Annotated in this window: 19 protein-coding genes; 9 read left to right on the top strand and 10 right to left on the bottom strand. The window is 60.7% G+C overall.

Annotated features, from left to right (window positions below):
- Positions 1-157: 157 nt before the first annotated feature.
- Positions 158-1,420, top strand: a complete 1,263-nt coding sequence (locus KVY23_RS14795) for an IS256 family transposase (protein ID WP_230557236.1) — start codon at positions 158-160, stop codon at positions 1,418-1,420.
- A 130-nt stretch (positions 1,421-1,550) separates the two neighbouring features.
- On the top strand, positions 1,551-2,081 hold the full coding sequence (locus KVY23_RS14790) for an aminotransferase class III-fold pyridoxal phosphate-dependent enzyme (protein ID WP_230557235.1): 531 nt from the start codon (positions 1,551-1,553) through the stop codon (positions 2,079-2,081).
- 139 nt (positions 2,082-2,220) lie between these two features.
- Here KVY23_RS14790 and KVY23_RS14785 read toward each other — a convergent pair whose 3' ends face one another.
- Entirely contained in the window at positions 2,221-2,592 is a 372-nt protein-coding gene (locus KVY23_RS14785) for a hypothetical protein (RefSeq protein WP_230557234.1), read from the bottom strand.
- 9 nt (positions 2,593-2,601) lie between these two features.
- Entirely contained in the window at positions 2,602-3,120 is a 519-nt protein-coding gene (locus KVY23_RS14780) for a DUF3558 family protein (RefSeq protein WP_230557233.1), read from the bottom strand.
- Between the two features lie 254 nt (positions 3,121-3,374).
- Here KVY23_RS14780 and KVY23_RS14775 point away from each other — a divergent pair, with 254 nt between their 5' ends.
- Together KVY23_RS14775 and KVY23_RS24945 are read left to right on the top strand one after the other, a co-directional pair.
- On the top strand, positions 3,375-3,632 hold the full coding sequence (locus KVY23_RS14775) for a hypothetical protein (RefSeq protein WP_230557232.1): 258 nt from the start codon (positions 3,375-3,377) through the stop codon (positions 3,630-3,632).
- Between the two features lie 298 nt (positions 3,633-3,930).
- Positions 3,931-4,062, top strand: coding sequence for a hypothetical protein (locus tag KVY23_RS24945; RefSeq protein ID WP_268995126.1), 132 nt, complete (start codon positions 3,931-3,933; stop codon positions 4,060-4,062).
- Positions 4,063-4,170: 108 nt separating this feature from the next.
- Here the strand turns inward: KVY23_RS24945 and KVY23_RS14770 are convergent, their stop codons facing one another.
- Both KVY23_RS14770 and KVY23_RS14765 read right to left on the bottom strand, forming a co-directional pair.
- Positions 4,171-4,551 carry a hypothetical protein gene (locus tag KVY23_RS14770; protein ID WP_230557231.1) on the bottom strand — a complete coding sequence of 127 codons (381 nt, stop codon included), beginning with the start codon at positions 4,549-4,551 and terminating at the stop codon, positions 4,171-4,173.
- A 14-nt stretch (positions 4,552-4,565) separates the two neighbouring features.
- Positions 4,566-4,961: a DUF3558 family protein gene (locus KVY23_RS14765; protein WP_230557261.1), complete on the bottom strand. Its 396-nt coding sequence runs from the start codon at positions 4,959-4,961 to the stop codon at positions 4,566-4,568.
- A 471-nt stretch (positions 4,962-5,432) separates the two neighbouring features.
- On the opposite strand from KVY23_RS14765, the gene KVY23_RS14760 reads away from it, so the two are divergent.
- Both KVY23_RS14760 and KVY23_RS14755 read left to right on the top strand, forming a co-directional pair.
- Complete coding sequence (locus KVY23_RS14760; RefSeq protein WP_230557230.1) at positions 5,433-5,834, top strand: hypothetical protein; 402 nt, start codon at positions 5,433-5,435, stop codon at positions 5,832-5,834.
- On the top strand, positions 5,831-6,727 hold the full coding sequence (locus KVY23_RS14755) for a hypothetical protein (RefSeq protein WP_230557229.1): 897 nt from the start codon (positions 5,831-5,833) through the stop codon (positions 6,725-6,727). The genes KVY23_RS14760 and KVY23_RS14755 overlap by 4 nt, the downstream gene beginning before the upstream one ends.
- A gap of 381 nt (positions 6,728-7,108) precedes the next feature.
- Here KVY23_RS14755 and KVY23_RS14750 read toward each other — a convergent pair whose 3' ends face one another.
- From KVY23_RS14750 to KVY23_RS14725, 6 genes are all read right to left on the bottom strand, one after another.
- Positions 7,109-8,671: an AAA family ATPase gene (locus KVY23_RS14750; protein ID WP_230557228.1), complete on the bottom strand. Its 1,563-nt coding sequence runs from the start codon at positions 8,669-8,671 to the stop codon at positions 7,109-7,111.
- A complete protein-coding gene (locus tag KVY23_RS14745) occupies positions 8,671-9,069 on the bottom strand; it encodes a hypothetical protein (RefSeq protein WP_230557227.1) in 399 nt (132 codons plus the stop codon). The genes KVY23_RS14750 and KVY23_RS14745 overlap by 1 nt, the downstream gene beginning before the upstream one ends.
- A 475-nt stretch (positions 9,070-9,544) precedes the next feature.
- Entirely contained in the window at positions 9,545-11,293 is a 1,749-nt protein-coding gene (locus KVY23_RS14740; RefSeq protein WP_230557226.1) for a hypothetical protein, read from the bottom strand.
- A 31-nt stretch (positions 11,294-11,324) separates the two neighbouring features.
- Entirely contained in the window at positions 11,325-11,810 is a 486-nt protein-coding gene (locus KVY23_RS14735; RefSeq protein ID WP_230557225.1) for a hypothetical protein, read from the bottom strand.
- 130 nt (positions 11,811-11,940) lie between these two features.
- Positions 11,941-14,511, bottom strand: a complete 2,571-nt coding sequence (locus KVY23_RS14730; protein WP_230557224.1) for a tetratricopeptide repeat protein — start codon at positions 14,509-14,511, stop codon at positions 11,941-11,943.
- Positions 14,508-15,317: a hypothetical protein gene (locus tag KVY23_RS14725; protein WP_230557223.1), complete on the bottom strand. Its 810-nt coding sequence runs from the start codon at positions 15,315-15,317 to the stop codon at positions 14,508-14,510. Before KVY23_RS14725 ends, KVY23_RS14730 begins: the two co-directional genes overlap by 4 nt.
- Positions 15,318-15,530: 213 nt before the next feature.
- Here KVY23_RS14725 and KVY23_RS14720 point away from each other — a divergent pair, with 213 nt between their 5' ends.
- From KVY23_RS14720 to KVY23_RS14710, 3 genes are read left to right on the top strand one after another with little or no spacing between them, the layout of a single operon-like run.
- Entirely contained in the window at positions 15,531-17,018 is a 1,488-nt protein-coding gene (locus tag KVY23_RS14720) for a hypothetical protein (RefSeq protein WP_230557222.1), read from the top strand.
- A complete protein-coding gene (locus tag KVY23_RS14715) occupies positions 17,015-18,418 on the top strand; it encodes a hypothetical protein (RefSeq protein WP_230557221.1) in 1,404 nt (467 codons plus the stop codon). The genes KVY23_RS14720 and KVY23_RS14715 overlap by 4 nt, the downstream gene beginning before the upstream one ends.
- Positions 18,415-19,839 carry a CHAT domain-containing protein gene (locus tag KVY23_RS14710; RefSeq protein WP_230557220.1) on the top strand — a complete coding sequence of 475 codons (1,425 nt, stop codon included), beginning with the start codon at positions 18,415-18,417 and terminating at the stop codon, positions 19,837-19,839. The genes KVY23_RS14715 and KVY23_RS14710 overlap by 4 nt, the downstream gene beginning before the upstream one ends.
- Positions 19,840-19,849 lie beyond the last annotated feature (10 nt).

Below are 19,849 nucleotides of genomic sequence, written 5' to 3'. Positions count from 1 at the left end.
CACGACATCGCACGTCTGACCTACCACAACTCCCAAATGCTGAACTTTGCTCCGGCAGACGATGGAGCTGATCGAGGAGTTCTAGGGACTGTCAGATAAACGGTTGATCCGATCTTGGTTCGACACGCCGAGCTGAGCTTGGCGGGAAGGATCAGAGATGACCGAAACACTGGAGCCTATGGCGGATGAGGTGGATCAGAAGCAGTTGGCCGAGCAGCTCCTGGCTCAGGCCAAGGAGCAGGGCGTGGAGTTGATGGGTCCGAACGGGCTGCTCAATCAGCTCACAAAGAACGTCCTCGAAACCGCACTAGATGCGGAGATGACCGAGCATCTCGGCTACGAGAAACACGACGCTGCCGGCCGCGGCAGCGGCAATTCTCGTAACGGCACCCGTTCGAAGACGGTGCTCACCGAGATCGGCCCGGTCGAGATCGACGTCCCGCGGGACATCGATTCCTCGTTCGCGCCGCAGATCGTCAAGAAACGACAGCGTCGATTGACCGGTATCGATGAGATCGTTTTGTCTTTGACTGCAAAGGGTTTGACCACCGGTGAGGTGTCCGCGCACTTCCAGGACATCTATGGGGCGACGGTTTCGAAGGACACCATTTCGCGTATCACCGACAAAGTCGTCGGGGAGATGACCGAGTGGCAGAACCGGCCGCTCGAGCGGGTGTACCCGGTGATCTTCATCGATGCCGTGCACGTCAAAGTTCGGGACGGGCAGGTCACCAACCGGCCGATGTATGTCGCGATCGGCGTGACTGTGAATGGTGAACGCGACATTCTGGGGATCTGGGCCGGCGAGGGTGGTGAGGGCGCGAAATTCTGGCTCGCGGTGCTCACCGAGACCAAGAACCGAGGTGTTGCCGATGTCTGCATCGTGGTGTGCGACGGACTGAAAGGTCTGCCGGAGGCGATCAACACCGTGTGGGAGCTGGCGGTGGTGCAGACATGCATTATTCATCTGATACGCAACACGTTTCGGTTCGCGTCCCGGAAATATTGGGATGAGATGGCACGTGATCTCAAGCCGGTGTACACCGCTCCTTCGGAGTCGGCGGCGAAGGAACGGTTCACCGAGTTCGCCGGAAAGTGGGGTGGTCAGTATCCTGCGATCGTCAAGATGTGGGACAACGCGTGGAGCGAGTTCGTTCCGTTCCTGGACTACGACGCCGAGATCAGGCGGGTGATCTGCTCGACGAACGCGATCGAGTCCGTCAACGCCCGCTACAGGCGTGCCGTGCGGGCTCGTGGGCACTTCCCGACCGAGCAGGCTGCGCTCAAATGCTTATATCTGGCGACGCGTGCACTGGACCCCACCGGGAAAGGTAAGGCACGATGGGCGATGAGGTGGAAGCCAGCACTCAATGCATTTGCTATCACCTTCGAAGGACGTATCACCCCGAACGGTAACTAACCGACGCCGAGATCGGATCCACCGTTAATCGGACACTCCCGAGTTCTACGGCAAAGCCGAGTGGTCAATGATCTCCCGAGTGCAGGTGTGTAGCGCGCTTGCCGACGTCAAGTGGGGTTTGTGGGGTTGTATGAACCACAAGCTCAGCAACGCTTGGGATTTCGACTATCACAAGTATGGTGCGTGGAAGCTGGCGCGGGCGCGGCTGAAGATGGCCGATGAGGTGCAGCCCGGGTTCGGCCGGCTGGGTTCCTCGATGTGGGGCTTCGAACGGCACGGGTTGGTGCCGGATATCGCGACGATGGGTAAGCCGATGGGCAACGGGGTGCCGATTGCAGGATTGGTGATGCAGGGTTCGCTGGCCGAGCAGTTGGGTCGGGACTTGCGTTACTTCAACACTTTCGGCGGGAATCCGGTGACGATCGCGGCGGCGCAGGCGGTGCTCGACGTGATCCGTGACGAGGAGTTGGTGGCCAATTCCTCGGTCATGGGCTCTCGGTTGGTCTCTGGGTTGCGAGGGGTCGCTTCGGAGGTCGGGTCGATCGGTGACGTCCGGGTGCGGGTTTGTTCGTGGGGGTCGAGTTCGTCGGGCCTGGTGGGGAACCGAATCCGGCCGAGGCGCTTCGAGTGGTCAACGCGATGCGCGAGCATGGGGTGTTGATCTTGGCGACCGGATGCTTCTGCAACACGCTCAAGATTCGGCCGCCACTGGTCATAGGTGGGGTCGATGTCGATTGGTTCGTCGAGGAGCTGGCGGGGGTGTTGGAGATCGGGTAGCGCTGGCGAGTTGTCGGTGCTCGCTACTTCGGACCCTGGGCCCGGACGTCGGCGGCGTTGGTGTCGTCGACGTTGTCCGTCGCGGTGAAGAACTTGTTGAACACGACCTGCATCTGTTTAACGACGTCAATGTGGCTCTGCAGGACATCGACCATGTTGTCGTCCCCGCCCACGGCTTTCTCCGAGAAGATTCTCGCGAGTTCCTTTCCTGAATCGAAGTCTCCCCATCCGCTGGTGTTGGCCAGCACCCGTGCTTCTCGCTGATGGTTCTCCAGCTTGAGAATGTACTCGTCACAAGCCGCGCTGCAAGCCTGCGCCGCCGCGGGATTGAGATACAACTGTCCTTGATCGGCAGCCACAGCGAGCGCCTGCCTGTATGTTGCAGGTTCACCCATCGAAACCTCCTATTTGGGCGCGGCCGGAACCGCACTTTCCAGATCATGGACATGTTCGAGCCCTACCTCGCATGCGTCCGCGCCATCATCTCTCTGGTAAAGCACTGTGAACACCACAACTCCCGGCGGTACTTCGAGTGCGATGTTGCAGTCCCTGATTGCGGCACCGAACTCGGTCTTATACATGTACGCGTCACGGCCTCCCACGACGAGATCGCGGCCGTCTCGATTGGCCGATTTCGCGCGAGCCTCGACGATCGTGTGATCAACAGACGACAGCACGGCTAGCGCATAAGCCGCCCTGGCACCTGGCAGCAAGTACTCGCATATCGCCCAATCATCGACAACTATTCCCTCACCCCAGCCCTCGTCCTTGGTCGCAGGATCGAGCCCCGTCGCCTGGATTGCCTCGTCGGGAATGCTGCACGGATCCCACCGCTCAGCCGCGACGGGACTTCCCTCGATACCGCTGCTGCACCCCCCGAGCAGGACTGTCCAGGCAATCAGCATCGCCACCCGTGCCCGCATAAATCCCCTCCTCCAGCGTCAGTCGATAGATTAGACGCAAGAGCGCGCCGATCGGTTCCGATCCACAGGTGAAGGCATACTCTGCTATCAATAATCGGTACTTCACTCTGGACGGAGGGGTCAACGCGGTTCTCGTGAAACTCACCGGGCAGCGTTGTGCGACAGCAAGAAGACGATGGACAGCAGCGGTTGGACACTTCAAGCGGACGATGCCATCCGCCCAACCACGCCGCTTGCCGGATGGACCAGCTGAGATGGCCAGCAATTTCGAAGCGTTCGAGCTGGCGTTGGTGGTTACGGACCGCCTGAAGGATGTAGGTATCGACCAGGGCAATCTGGTCGAGATCCTCGAGGTGCACCAAGACCGCCTTGTGATTCAGACGATGGAGCCGAGAGACGACGATTCGATGCCCTTCGCGATCGCCGAGGATCGTGACATCGAGCCGACCGACGGCAAGGACGAGTTCGGGAATCCAATGTGGGGGCCGATCCCTGGGCCTACTGCGAAATGATCGGTACTGCTCAGGGACGCCATGGACCCAACCTCGAAGTAGCCTTACGCACTCGATTCCGTGACGGTTTTTGCCTGCAACCGAATGTCGAGTAGTCGATGTCGTGCATTGTTTCCAACCTCCTCACTGCGTGGGAGTCAGCGGAGGTTGCGATGCTGAACAAGCCTGGGGGGGGCGCGTCACAAGCCTGGGGGCGCGTCGAAATCCGATCGGCGTCAGAGATCGATGCGGGCAGGCTGCTTCTGATTCACCGCCCAATCGGCAGTGCTTTTCGATTGGTGACGTCCGGGGCGCGGGTTTGTTCGTCGGCACCGAGTTCGTCGGCGCCGGCAAGGCCCCGCATCCGGCCGAGGCGCTGCGGGTGGTCAACGCCATGCGCGAGTGTGGGGTGTTGATCTCGGCGACCGGGTATTCCGGGAACACGATTTAGATCCATCCACCGCTGGGGTATTGCGCAAGAGGTGGACTTGTACGTCGGCGAGCTGGCGGCGATGTTGGGCGTTGAGATCAGGTAGCGCTGGCGCGTTGTCGGTGCGCTCTACTTCGGACCCTGGGCCCGCACGTCGGCGGCGTTGGTTTCGTCGACGTTGTCCGTCGCGGTGAAGAACTTCTTGAACACGACCTGCATCTGTTCGACTACGTCGATGTGGCTCTGCAGGACATCGACCATGTTGTCGTCCCCGCCCACGGCTTTTGCCGCAAACATGTCACGAAGCTCAGTTCCGGACTTGAAATCACCCCAACCGCTGATCTTTCCCAATTGCCCGGCCTTGGTCTGGTGATCTCGAAGCTTGGCTATGTACTCATCACACGCGCGATAGCATGCCGATGCAGCACTTGGGTTGAGGAACAAATGGCCTTGATCAGCTGCAATCGCAAGGGATTGCCAGTATGTTGTCGGCTGGTTTGGATCGCCCATCTTTACTCCTCGTGTCAGGCTGGCGGTAGCAGACTTACGAGCTCTGTTGTGTGTTTGTACACAAGCTCGCAAGGATCCCCACCGATTTCTTTGGTGCCCATGGAGTCGACGCTGAACACCACGACACCAGGAGGGACTGCGACGGCAATGTTGCAGTCTGTAATCGAGCGCGACATTTGAGTTCTGAATTTAAATGCGTCGCGACCGCCCACCGCGAGGTCGATACCGTGTAGATGTGAATCGTCAGAGCGGGCTTCGGCAATGGTGCGCGACTCGGACGATTTGACATTGAAGAAGTACGACGGGTCTTCAGATGGCCCCCTCAAAGTGCATAGGGACCAATCCGGCACCGATATCCCTTCGCCCCACCCTGCGCTTACGTAGGTCGGATCCAGCCCCGTCGCTTCCATAGCGGACGCGGGGATGCTGCACGGATCCCACCGCTCGGCCGCGAGCGGACTCCCCTCGACTCCGCCGCCGCACCCCACGAGCAAAGTAGCCACAGCGACCAGCGTCGCCACCCGTCTACGCACCAAACCCCCTCGATCACGTCGATCAATAGGTTAGACGCCGACAGCCGGCAATTGGTTCCGTTCGACTTTCGGACGCAACCGGCGCAGAGCTGGCAACGTCATCCGGCGCCGTCCGTCATGACGTGCCGCGGTAGCTCGATACGTGAACGCATCGCCGGGCCACGCCACTGCCGTCGCCGTTGGGCGGACAACAAATACTCTGACCGGTTCTAGCTTCGGAAGCACGCTCAAGAACCACCCGCCGCTGGTCGTTGGGAAGGATGCAGTAGACCTGTCCATCGGGAAGTTGACGGCGATTTGGGAGTAGACGACGCGACGAATCACGGTCGCGGGCATAGGCTGCCAGGTATGAACAAAGTCAGCAAATTCGTTCTCGGATTGCTACTTTTCAACGGGGTGTCGTCGGTCGTCGGCGGGATTGCACTGATGACCGGAATGATCCCTGAACAACCCACGTGGGTCGAGCACACAGACTTCAACAGTCTCTACTTCCCCGGTGTAATCCTGCTCGCGATCGTGGGAGGTAGCTCGCTGTTCGCGGCGTCGACGATGGTCAAACGGATTGAGGGCTGGCAGCTGGCCAGCATCCTGTCCGGGGTGATCATGATTGTGTGGATAGTCGCGGAGATCGCATCCATTCGCGCGTTTCACTTCCTGCAGGTGATCTACCTCGTCACCGGAGCCGCGGTGATCTGGTGGACCCGAACGGCCGACCACACCGGCACTTCGGAACAACGCGGCCTGCCGTGACGCCCAAAACACCTGGTAGACCAGGAGATCAGTCGCCGGCGAGCGTCAACAATGGTTCACCGCCGCCGCTGTCGAGTGCGCACGCCGCATTCGCAACCGGCATGTTCGTCCTGGCCGTTCTGCTGGTATCGAATTCGTTCCTCGGGCCACTCGGTATCGGAATCATCGACTATCCGATCTCGACCACCTTGCAGAACCAGCTGATCGGCCTCGAGCTCGTCACGCTCATCCTGGTCACCCCGTTGAGCATTGCCGCCGGAGTGCTGGCGTTGCGAGGTCACCGCGCAGCTGGCCCGCTGGCTTTCGGCCCAGCCGCCTACACCGCGTACATGTTCGTGCAGTATGTGCTCGGCCCGGAATATGCGACGTTCAACTCGGTTGTGTTGTTCGACCTCGGTATCTTCGCGTTGAGTGCCGTTCTCGCCGTCTGGGCCTGGACGATCACCGACACTGCTTCGATGCCTGACATGACACCGACCAGACAACGTATCTGCGGCGTAGTCGTGCTCGCGCTGGCAGCGTTCGTAGTGTCGCGATACCTCGGCCCCATCCTCGGCGGTGCGATGCCCTCCGAATTCGCAGATGCACGCACCTTCTTCTGGTCCATTGTCCTGCTCGACCTCGGTCTCGTGGTTCCAGCAACCACCATCACCGCGGCCGCACTCTTCCGCGGAACACGGTCTGCCCAGAAAGCGCTGTACGCAGTGCTCGGCTGGTTCGCATTGGTTCCACCGTCCGTGGCAGCTATGGGTGCGGTCATGATGGCCCGCTCGGATCCAAACGCCGCAGTCGGCCAGGTCGTCGTGCTTGCCATCGTCGCAATAGTGTTCATGGGATTCGCGGTTACTGTCTTCCGACCGCTCCTCTCTCGGAACCGCTCACACATCGCCTGAGTTTCACTCCAGTCCGCCGACTGGCGGAGGTCGGGAATGGCGGGCCTTCTGCATGAGGGAAGATTCCCCTCTCGCTCGATCAGATGCGACTGCGCCCCAGCGACATTCGAGTCGAGCCACTCCGCGGCGTTGAACTCGCTTCCAGCGGCTCCCGACCATCCATCTGAGACCCGAATGACATCCTGTTCGTGCGATCCGAACGCGGCTGGCAAGCTCGTCTGCCGCAGTTCGTGCTGACTGGCACAAACCTGCAACTCGTCCGGCACCACTTTCATCGGTTCGGTGCCCAGAAATTCCACCACGAATCCCACCCCCGGAGAACTTGATATCATGTCGCCTGGCGAACGCCAACCCGTCGAGGATAACGTCCGGGGAACGCTCTCAGCTCAAAATCACTAGGCGGCGAGACGTTGTCGCGGATGCCTGACGCGCGTCGAGTGGAGTCGATCGCCCTGCTGGTATTGCTCGATCGCGACCCCACGCCCTGATTGCGGCCACCTCTTCCGGGTTGGTTCGACTGAACGGCATGACGTTCGCGAACACGTCTTTGATGTATTCGTCGCCGGGCGGTGTGTCCCGATGCTGCATGAACATCGCTGCCGCGATGTCGTGGACAACGGACTCGATGTCCGAGCCGGCGAAGCCCTCCGATAGCTCCGCCAGAGCGGCCAAGAGTTCCGCGGTGGGCTCGACCTGCAAGTACTTGCGAAAGTAGAGGCAGATAATCTCCGATCGATCCCGCTCGTCCGGAAGATCGACGAAGAATAGTTCGTCGAACCTACCCTTGCGAAGCAACTCCGGAGGAAGCGCCGACACATCGTTGGCAGTCGCCACCATGAACACCTTCGACGTCGATTCTTGTAGCCAGAATAGAAACTGTCCGATCAGTCGAGTCGTGGTACCAGAGTCCGAATTGCCTCCAGCGAGAGCCTTTTCGATTTCATCGACCCACAGGATGCATGGTGCGATCCGGTCTGCAGTATCGAGTGCTTCTTTCAATCGACTTTCGGACACCCCGACATACATGCCCAGGATTGACGCCATGTCCAACCTGTAAAGCGGTAACTTCCACTCAGCGGCAATGGCTTTTGCACTCAACGACTTCCCACATCCCGGTACGCCGACGAGCAATACCCCCTTCGGAGGATGCAAATGGGTTCCGCTGAGGTCGGCACGAATGAGTTCGCGCCGCGTTGTCAACCATTCTCGGAGTGTTGTGAGGCCCCCGACCTGATAGTCGTTCTCCTTCAATTTGACACGTTCGATTCCACTCAGCTCACCGAAAATCTGGTCCTTGAAGACGGAAAGCTCCGAGAGATCGTCCTTGAGCAGAGACCCCCGTGCAAGCATCGTGGTGATGGCATTGATCGCTTCGGTTTCGGTGACGCCCACGAGCGCCTCGGATGCGAGCCGCATCTCCTCGTGTTCCCACTCGATGCGCATCACGGCGCGATGGTCGTCGACGTAAGCTTTGACCACGTCGGTGTACAGCTCACTGGCATCAGGCAAATCGAGAGCCACCGACATTCCCAACCTGGACAGGCCCGACCATACGGGCCCCGAGGCAATTACAATGATCGATCCCTGATGAGTCTCTGCGAGTCTCGAGATTTCTGCCAGATGCCTCGCCGACGAGCTATCAGTCTCGATATCGTCGACGTCCGTCAGGATGAAGTTGGCATTGTTCCGTGCGGAGAATGTTGCTGTGGCGAAGTCGAGCGCCCCGACAAAGCTGCGATCATCGATTACAGGGGTCGGACTGGTGATGTCGAACAATCCGGTAGCCCGCGAGTGATAGTAAAACGGCATCGCCCGGAACTTGGACGCAACGCCTTTCAGCAGATCGAGGCCGCGCGTTCCCTCGATCGTACGCAGAACGATGAGAGGAACCCGCGCTTTCAGAAACCGCTCGAGTATGTCTGCTGTGTCGACCTTGCTGGGCATTACTTGTGGCCTTCCTCGGTCGGATTGCATTCGACAACCACCAGCCTGCGCTTCGAACTGCGTTGCACCCCAGGCGAACCTACGTGTCTCAAGCCCTCGTCCAGCGCCACTCGCCTTTCAGTGGGCGGAGCAGCAGGCTCTGGACGCAAGAGTGCGTCGAGCGGAAAGTTGGGTTCGAGGATGGCGGTCAATGAGTTCACTCTCGCTGTCTTCAACAACCGTTCTCGAACGTTTCTGTCGCTCGACGCGTTCTCGGTGCTCTTGAGCAGATTGTCTTCGATCTCCTGCTGCAGATTGCAGATGTCAGTCGCTGCGCTTTCCGAGAGGAGGTCTCGAATCACCGCGGGGAGCGATGGGTGTGCCGCGAGCTGCAACCGACGTGCAAGTTTCGTGCGCATCTGAACCATTGCGCGTTCACGGTCGTGTTCGGTTGTGGCTCGACCCCACTGAACAGTGAATTCGGACGACCAACGCGTCATTGCGGTGGACAAGGCTATATTCAGATGCCCGAGAAGTCGCTGGTATGCGCTGGGGGGCAACGACGATTCTGTCAAGACAGGCAAATCCAACATTGGATACGCTGGATCCGTCGCCCATGTCCGCAGTGCCCGCACCCATAATTCATAGCCGCTACTACTTGTTGTCACGTAGCTGAACCACGGCGGACGAGCACCTCTCCGGGCGGCATCGGATCCCAGGACGGTAGATCTCCGGCGATCTTCCGATTACGTGGGAGTTCCGTTCTACCCGACGACCGCGCACCAAGCGACCATAGCCGCGACACCGCTGGGCCTTCTGCTTGCTCCGGGTTCGGCGGAACGAAAGGCGTTCGCTGCGTCCGACGAACGATCGGAGAACTTGTGTTGTTTTCAATCATGCGGAGACGTCCTGCCTACCTGCCACTGTGGGCCACGTGCCGACCAGATTCAACAAGGGTTGTTCCTTCGCGTCCTCATCCGAATAGAGGATTTTCGTGTCGACGTACTCGGCCACTGCAGCTCGGTAGATATCGACGGAGAATTGAAATGCCTGCTCTCGCATCGCCAGTGCTTCCTGGTACTTCTTCTCGGCGTCGGTCTTGTTCTTCCAGATCATGTAACCGGCCGCGCCACCGGACACGAGAAGCACCAGAAGCCCGCCGAGACCGAAGATGAGGAAACCGAGAACCGAAAGAGCGAGAGCGATTCCGCCTGCCTTGAGGTAGTAGCTTTCCTTGAAACGGACCCGTTCGAGATACTCGGCGACCGATGACTCCCACACTCCGGCCAGAGACTTCTCCGCCTCTGCCTGGGCCAATTCGGTATCGGTTCTCCAGCCTTTGAACCCGAGGGTCTGCGCATAGTTCGAGTGGTTCTGGTCGAGCGTCAACTCCACCTTGTCCAGATGCTTCATCCGGTAGTCGGCGGTGAAAGCGCCGACAGCATGCTGAAAGTCGTCTCGCGACACGCCGACTGCCACCTTTTGGGTGCCGATCGAAACACCCAACAGTTCGGGCCGCAAAGCTGATTGGGTCTGAAGAGATATGACGTCGAGTGTCTCTTCGAGGGCGACGTTGAGTGCGTCGGCTTCCTGCCGGGCGCGATCGAGGTCGCCAGCATGCTCGATGACGGCACGATGGTAGACCGCGTCGCGTTGAAAAGGGAGTTCCTCGGTGTCGAACTCGGTCACCAACAGTTCGAGTATGTCGTCCAAACGGTCGATGGTCGATAGCCCCAGATCATTCGGCGAGTTCTTGATCTGTGCGTACTTGGCCTGCGTGAAACCGAGGGCTCCCGCGCACTCCAGCGCGTGCTTCACCTCCTCCCATTGTGGGCTGATCTTGGATAGGTGAGGGAACTCGGCGTCCACCACAGTTGGTCGATGCAGCGAAATTTCGTCCTGCCAGGCTGTGATCTGAGCGGCGACGACCGACTGGTCGGCGCGCAATCTCTGGTTCCATTCGGTGAGTTGCGCCGCAATCAGCTGTTGGCCGTGTGCACCGAATGCGTCCTGTGCTGCCGCCTCCAGGATCACTGCGAATTCGCGGCTGAGGGCGTGCGGATCGAGTGACGACAGGTAGTGCTTGAGCCACCTCGTCGACGATTCCAAGCGACCTTGGCGTCGCAGAGTGAGCGCGAAGAAAAGGCTTGTCTTGCGGGGATCACGCGAGAAGGCTGCGTCGATCGAGCGCGAGCACAGATCCTCGTCGTCGCGTGACCAACTCGCGAGCGCTACGAGTGCCGGCGCAAGCCAGTAGCGCGGAGTCTGAATCATCAGCTCCTCGCTGACCTGCTGCACAGTATGATTGCTGACGTTCCCGAGGTCGAACGCCTGAAGCGTTCCGATCGAGGTACGGCGCACCACCTTGTAGTGACCGTACTCGCGCTCGAGGGCAGCCTCGACGTTGCCGAGGACCGTTTCAGACCGCTGAACGTTGGCTGTGCGCTCGGCCTGCAGAACGTATTCCTGGAAGTCCTTGCGCAGCTCTCGGAGCTCATCAGTGGTGACGGTAAGGTCACGCGATACCACCCCCACCTGAGTGGTCACATCGGTCACCTGGTCACTCACCGTCGACAGATTGTGGTTCACGGAACTGACTGCATTGAGGACCTGCTGAAAATTGCGTGTGTAGTCTTCGGTCATTGCACGGGCCCTTTCGTCGGCCAGTAGTTCACTAGAAGGTTGATCCGGTTCGTACTGGCTCGCCGTCGTCGCGCACGGGGACGATCGATCCGTCCGAGTACAGTTCCACGAACGCATATGCGTCGTTTCGAACCAGTGCACGTGCGTTGTTGTAGGGCATTTCGACAGTGTCCGAAGCCGTGTAGTGCTGACAAATGTTGCCGTAAATATCGAGTTTGTGGTCAACGTAAGGTGGCCCGAGATAGCAGCGGCCGAACAGCCCGATCAGCGCCCCGCCCTGACGTGCATCGTAATCGTCTCGGATCAATTTCATGATCTCTGCATTGGCCCGCGGATCTAGCGACGTGTCGATTGTGCCGACTGCTAAGAGAAGTTCTCGGGAGCGACGCTTCATCCGCTGGGAAAGCTGGTAATTGTTGGGCGGCGCACCCTTGGCAAGGGCATTGGGCTTGCCTATCGGCTGCAGTAATACTGCGTCTGCACGATGCGCGGATCGTCTTCTGCTTATCTCGGCCAAAGCTCTCGATTCCTACTCGTCCGGACGAACACGTCACTCTGTGACGGGTAGCGACAGTTTGCAACACTAGATCCCGAGCGCAGCCGTGTCTGTCGTCCAATCGACGGAACAGTGGACTTCGACAGACACTTCATGCGACGTTCACCGTTGCGGGACGAACGACCAGACCATAGCGAGTGTCAACGGACTGGAGGAACTGCCCAAGCACGATCCGGCCGCCCGGCATCGACAACCTCGGCGGCGGCCGCATGGGTAGAACGGAGCCGGCGATCAGAGTCCTCGCGACGCCAGCCACCGCGTCGGCGACGTCCATAGTGGGTGCGTCACTGTCGGCGCTGAAACTCACTTCGGAGAGCGCTGCATGCGCGTCGACTGACACCTCTGAGACGTGGGTACCCGAGTTGATCGCCGACTCGATCAGATCAGCCAAGAGCGTCGCGTCACCCAGTTCATGTGCCCACTTGAATACATGCGAGTTCCACAACGATATCGTCGTTGACCACGACCTACGGGCTGCCGCACCGGCGAACTGGAACCGTTGGGCATCGAGGTACAGCAGTGCGGGCAGCGCTAGATCAACGGCTGCTCGCAGACGGTCGTGACCAGGAACCGACGCCTGGCACAGCGCGGCCATGAAGTCGCACTTCGCCACATCGATCAGCGCGTCGAGTTCCTTCGACATACGTCGTGCCGAACCGAGGAAGACCAGACTCTGTTCACTGTTGCCCTGCGCCAATTCGGCGCATGCGCGGTTGCGGTGCGCCCAGGCGACAAATCTCCGCTGGTCTGGGTCGCGCTCGAGGCGGCTGAGAGCCTGACCGATCAGGGACGATGCTCGTGCGAACTGTTCCTTCTTGAACGCCACAGCCCCGATGTTGCACTGACAGACGGCACTTTTCGCAGAGTCACCGAGACCTGCGAACTGCTCGTGCGCCCGCGAGTACGCGAGCTCGGCAGCATCGAGATCGCCTCGTGCCAGGTACAACCCGCCGAGGTTCTGTTCGACCATTGCGAGTCGATCCATCGCGCCGACGGTCTCGAGCACTTGCCGTGCACGACGGAACGCGTGTTCGGAGTCGTCGAATCGACCGGTATCGAGGTAGAGCTGGCCGAGGTGAGCGTCCGATATGGCGACTGCAGCGGGCATTTCGTGTCTGACGAAAACGGCCCTCGATTCGATCAGTGCGCGTGCGGATTTCTCGTATCGTCCCAAGCTCATCAGGCACATTCCGACGCTCTGCAAGCACAGCCCCGCCTTCATGTCCATCCCAAGGGCGAGGAATACCTCTCGTACCGATTCGAACTCCCCCACCGCGCGCTCGTAGTTTCCCTGCGTGTATTGGACGAGCGCGAGGTCCTGGTTACAGTCGAGCTCCAGTTCGACCTCACCCAGGCCGTCGATCAGCCGCAGGGACTTGGCGAGCAACTCGGCGCTCTGCTCCGTAGTGCTGGGCTGAACGGCCGATAGGTATCGCAGACACTGCGCCTCCTCGACCCGCGCCCCGTATCGCGCGAAGATGTCGGCAGCGCCGACCAGAAGAGCTCGCGCCGTGGTGTGGTCGCCGAGATGCATTCGCACGGTGCCGGTGTTCATGTCGCACAACGCCGTCACAACATCGTCATCAAGCGGGATACTTGTCTTCCGGGCTCGGGTGTAGCTGGCTATCGCGGCGGGGTACTTTCCGAGGTCCTCGAAGATGCGACCGAGCAGGATGTCGAGGTCGACGGCTTCGCCAGGATCGACATCCACGTACAGGTTGCGTGCGGCCTCGAACGACTCGACCGCGGGTCCGACCGCTCGCAGGTGTGCGTGTAGTCGGCCGACCTGCTTGTGGCAGTGGGCGCTTCGTACAGCGCGCCCGGTTCGCTCGTGGAGGGCAAGGGCGTTTCCGAAGGCTGTGAACGACTCGTCGACGCGTTGAGCGTCGAGGTACAGATCACCCAGTTGTTCCCAACAATCCCCTTCCAGATCCGCGTGTTCGGGCCCGTCGAGATGCGCGATCGCGGCTTTGAAGTTCCGTTCAGCCCCGGCAGGGTCGTCCTCGACGGAACACACACCGAGCAAGAACTGGCAACGTGCCACAGCGAAGTCGTCACCTTCGCGCGCGAACAGCTCACAAGCCAACCCGAAGTCATCCCGCGCAGCCTCTGACTCGTCAAGATCGATCGAACACAGGCCGGCACTCTCTCGGTTCTCGGCCGAATCGGCTGCATAGTGGACCGACCAGAAGAGCTCGGCCGCACGTTGATAGAACGTTCTCGCCGGCTCATAGCAGCTCATCTCTTCGTACACTTCGGCAAGAGCGCTCGAACAGTTCGCTTCGGACTCGATGTCGCCGCACGATTCGCTCAGCGCGCATGCTTGACGAAGTTGTTCGACGGCGTCCTCGGTATGGCCGCTGTCGAACAACACCAGACCCAGCAATCCCCTACAGTCCGCCTCGAGAGGAACGTCGTCCGCACTCGACGAATTCACGATCGCTCGGTGTAGAGATCGTATGGACATCTCACTCGACCCAAGTTCAGCATGGGCAGCGCCGACCCAGCGCAAGCACAACCCGATACGACGCACATCACCCGCCTGCTCGCACCCGGCCAACGCTTGTTCCAATACGTGCAGTCCGTCGCGCGCGCGACCCTCCTCTACCAAGCGGACACCCGCGTACATCTCTGCATCCAAAGATGCGGTCTCGGAAGTCATCTGGACACCCTCCCCGTGCGAACCTTCCCGATCACAAAACGTCCGAGGCCGAACACGACCGCGTAGGTAGTGAAAACAGTGACCGAGCCGAGCGAATCGACATGCTGGCAGTCCAACGTCGTCCCCGTCGCCGAGGTCCACAGGAAGACGCAGGCAAGCCCCACGCCTACCGTCAACAAGCCGTGCTCCGGGGTGAATCCGATGATTACTCCCAGAGCGACGGCCCCGACAATACCGGCGATTTCAGGTCCGGGCCCACCTGCCAACCCGACCGGAGAGGCCAAGAACAAGACGATCTCACTGGCACCGAACCAGCTCAGTCCGACGCTGCTAACCGCTGAGTATCGCTTGGGTCGAAGATAGAAGCTGAAGCCACCGCAGAGGACTGCGAGAGCAAGGAAGAGCGCTATCACGCTGATCCGCAATGGAATATTGCTCTCGACCCCGCAGATTGTCGGCGCGGTGACACTTGACAGAGCCGGTATCAGGGCAACAAGACCGAGAACGGAATACAGCAGATCTTTACCCAATTCGACTGGCGGAATATTCTGTAGCCAACCAGTTGTGAGGGCGAACACTGCGACAATCAATCCAAGCGTTCCAGCCGAACCGACCGCAATCGATCCCGATCCACCTATCTGAATCAATGCGGCGGTCGCTACGAACCCCGCCAAGAAGGCGCTTCCGTAGGGGTACAGGTCCGACAGCGTTTTCGGTCTTGTGTCGCGGGTATCGATCAATCTGCGACCGAGCACGAAGTAGGTCACCATCATTGCGGTTCCCAAGATGACTACAACCGCGGTCATGCCGCTCACTTCCGCTGGACCATGCCGCGGGCGCGGCGATGCGAGACACTTCGAGACCTCGAGTGCGGGATACATGATCGACCAGATCCACGGTGCGCGGTAGTCGTTCGGCAGAAGGACACAGCCCGTAGATTGAATGAATGACGCCGCTGTGCAGGGCCACGTTTTCTTGGCACCATGACCCGGGACCAAAGAACCGAAGGAGTCGATTGCATGCCGCTTCAGTCGGCTCGCACTGACTGGGCAATCAGTGGATGGTGGGTGGGCAGGGAGCTCGGCAGGGGGCGATACGCCGAAGAGTCCGTTTCGCGCAACCAGCTGATCGCTCTGTGGGTCAGAGCGACTGCGGAGCCGAAGCCTAATGTGAAACACCTGGCCGAAGACTTGGCGGCCTGGATGGGGACGCTGGGTTCTGCCGAGTGGGTGGCGCGACGGTTTTCGCCGGAAGCTTCTCGACGCCTGCGGCTGGGCACCAATGAAGTTCTCGGAGGCGTCGATCAGTGGGATCTGGTGAGTGCCGTCGCTGTCGAGTACGGGGACACCTTTGCGCGGTGCTCGGCTGGTGTCGTTGCCGACGTCCGCCTGGAACGCCCTGTCGGACTGCCTGCACGTATTGCGCAGGTGCTGCGCAAGTACGAGGACGGTCCACCGCGGACCGCCGCTCGCCAAGCGATGGTCACCTCGGAGGCATGCGGCACAGTCGTGGCGTCACGCAACCACGCGGACCACTACATCGAAAACCCGAACCGCTTTCGTTCGGCGATTGTCGCGGCGTCGATGCGCTCGTACAACGGCAAGCTGACGGAGTATCGCGAACGTATCGACGATGTGTCCGACGAAAGGGTCTCCGCCTCGGTCGCTGCCGCAATCGAGCGACTGACCGAGCTATACGGAGAAGCTGACGTGTCGGATCGGCTCCCGACCGAGCACGAGATCTCGTACGTCGAGCACAAGCTCGACCGCTTCCTGACAAAATCGAATTCCACTCGATTCCGTTCGGATCTCCCGCTACTCGAAGGCAGCACCCTCTACACCACCGCGGACGTGCACGGCGAGGCGTGGCGTCGCGCGCGACGGAACCTGCTCAGACTCTATATGGATGCCGCCGAGCTGGACGAGAACACGATAGCCGAGGTCTACGGTTCGAACTTCGCGCGTGCGAGGCAGGATCTGCAGCGTGCGCTGATCAGGGCGAGCGCGAGGAAGTCGGCAAGCGATTTGGACACATCGCATCTGGAACTCGGCTACCGCAGCACCGAAATCAAGACCCTGTTCACACAGGCCCGCTCGTACTTGGCACAAACTCCAATCGAATCGAACAATGCGTGGAGTTGGAAGTGGAATGGGCAGGCGATGTGCTGGGAGCGGGCGATAGCGCTCGAGATCTTGGCAGACGCCGGCTCGGTCGCCGGACACAGTGCGAGCGCGCTCGAGCAGACCTTACGTGAGAGGTACGACCAAGTGCGCCCATCCGACACATTGGCGCCGACCCGCACCGCATCGATTTCTTTGGCATTGCAATTGACGAGGGGCGCGCTCGCTATGGCTATCCACGACGACGACGTATTCGGCAACGATGGTGTCGAATTGGTCGGCAGTAGGAAGCCGGATCAGACGTGGTCCGAGAAGACCGCCGACGTGCTGAGCGCACTGCGCGGACATCGAGTCGCGTGGGATCGCCTGACGGGTAATGCGGGATGAACCGCCACCCGATCCGCGTCGACGACGCAGGAATGCACTGGGACGGCGACACCGCGCCCGCGGTAGCAGAAGTCTTCCTAGAACTGGCACCTGGAGTGAACGTCGTCGTCGATGCAGCGGATCCGTCGACGCTGATGGGATGGACCATCGCACGCGATGCCGACGTGGGCTCCCTGGCCCGAGCGTGTATCGAGTCCGACCTTGCGCACCTGCTCGAGTTCGACGGTCCTGGAGCCGTGATCAGTTGCGAGGCTTTTCATCTCGATGCCGACTGGACACGACGCGCTACGACCGCGGCGGTCGCACGCTGGTGGATGTCTCCGATCGACGAGGGCGCATTGATGCTGGATGAGGCCGGTGCACGGCGCCGAACAGGCGACACCGACGGCGCGAGCAGGCTCGTCGCCCATGCTCTTCCGGCCTTGGATTCACTTGTCGACGACGCAGTGAACGGCGAACTCTCCGGCGGCGCACTATCCGAGCTGGCCAACTTGACCAGGGCTGCCAGCGCTGCAACAACAGGGCTGTCCTGGGGCTATCCGTTGCTCTCGATGGCCGACCGGGTCGATACGGTCCGGGAGATCGACGAGACGAAGCTCGAGCGTTGGCTGGAGGAGCTCGTCGACGACAAGTCTTTCGGCCTCGTCGATGTGGGTATGGCGGGCGGCCCGTCGATCGCCCGCGCCGAGGTGCAACGGGGGTACATCGATCCGCACGTGCTGCCCCCGCGAATTCTGCGGTGGAGCGGTGCAGGTACTCCCGAGTGGACAGCCGAGGTGGATACAACCACGCCGACGCTCCGCGTACTGCTCTCAGTTGAGCTCGACGCAGCCGTGGACCCGCAGTGTGGTGAGGCGAACCGGATCCTCGGCTTCGCTGCCGACCGAACTGGAAAGCTGATCGCAACGATACCGATGATGGTGCAGGGCCACGCGCTCGTCGGATCTCTTCCGATAGACGAAACATCCTTTGATACAACCGTATTCGGACTGTTCGACGCCGACACCCCACCTCGGCGTCTGCGCTCGGGACCGATGGCCGAACCACTGATCAGCGTCGACCGCCACATGCTCGACGCGTGGATGCTCAATCGTACCGCGCACGCCGTTCTCGCGGCCGTGAATCTCGGTGCCGACGAGGACGTTCTAGCCTTTGCCCAGTCGGCCGCGGATGGCTTCGTGCGCGACGCGGTCGAAGCAGCCGGCCGGGCGCTGACAGCGTTGAATGTCCTGAAGGCGGCTGCCGACGCCTCGGACACACCGCTTGCCATCCTCGTCGCGAACCGAGTTGCAGCCATCGAAGCATTCGTCGACCGGTTGGAGTCACGACACGACCAACCCGCAGGAGCGCAGCCGCTATTGGCCGAGCTACTGCCATCGCCGTTGTCGGGAAGCGAATGAGCAGCGCGCATCAACCGACGGTCCTGGTTCGGGCCGCCGACGCCGGTGATACCTACCTGTCGTGGACCTGGTTGGACACCCCGGGGAGTTCGCAGGCGGTCAGGCTCGACGGGACCGTGGTGAAGGACGTTGTCGATCTACTCGATTGTGCATTGCTCGCACCCTTGCCTGTCGGCACGGACCAATTCGAATCGAAGGACGCGGCCACCCGTCGCGCGCTGCTCACGGGCGCGTTTGCGAAGCCTGACAGCGAAAGAACGTTGTCCGCGGCCCTCACCGAGGTGATGTTTCCGACGACGCTGCGTGAGGAGATCGTCGAGCGGTCGCTGCGTCATGGAGGTGTCCACCTACGTGTGACGCCCAGTCCACGGTTGGCGCGCGTGCCGTGGGAGCTGTTGTTCGTCACACCTGATCGGCGGTTGCTGGACGTCGCGATGGTCACGCTGGACCCCCCGACGACGGTGCATGCCGAACGCACCGTCCTCCCGCCTGCATGGAGCGAGGTCGAACACCTTCCCGCGCTGCACATCCTTGATCCATCTTTGCCAACCCGCGCCATGGACCACGGGCTCGGCCGCACACTGTCGGGCATCGCGAAGAACGCCCTCCTCGCTGGGTTGGCAGCACATGCCAACGCTTCCGCCAGTGCGGCGTCTTCGACGGGGTTGAACGCGTCGCAGACTGTCGACAGAGTCGACCTGTCGCGCGAATTACGCATCCCGCGCTCGAGATTGTTCTACTTCGGGCACGTATCTTCGACCACGGATGAACCGGGTTCGGCGTCCATCCATCTGCACGACACGTCAGGTGCACCGAGTTCCGATGCGGGCCGTTGGGGAATGGCCGAGGCGCTGCGACCGCGGACCCGTCTCGGTGAGCGAGCACCCGCCCATCCAGGTGACCATCTCCCAATGTGCGCGCTGGACTTTCTGTTGGGCACGCAGCAGTGCACCGATCCACAAGTTTGGAGGGCCTACGGTTCAAATAGACCGCTGTCTGGTCACGAAATTTGGCCGATTCCGTCACGTGTTGCTCTGATTGCGTGCGAGGGCGGCGTCGACTTTCGTTCTGTGGAGACTTTCGGCTTGGTCATGGCCATGGTGGATTCCGGCGCGTCGCTGGTCACCACCACACGTTGGACGCTTCCCACCGATCATGCGTTCCATACGACTGCCAGTCTTCGAAAGTCTGTCGTCCCTACCGTCGATCTTGCGCTTGCGGTGGATCGCGCACACGCCAGCGCCAACCCATTGCAGTCGCTTTATCGTTGGCAGCAAGAGCAACTGGCGAAGTGGGTTGCGGGCGACGGCAACATCGCCCACTCCCCTCTCGTGTGGGCGTCCTTGACCACGACCGTTGCCGCCGCGAGAACGAAAGTGACGACGCCTTCCCCATCGTATTTACACGCGCGCGAGGACTGAGTGCGCCACC

It is taken from the genome of Rhodococcus sp. I2R (assembly GCF_020889545.1).
Lineage (GTDB): Bacteria > Actinomycetota > Actinomycetes > Mycobacteriales > Mycobacteriaceae > Rhodococcoides.
This window is presented reverse-complemented; position numbering and strand designations above follow the sequence as displayed.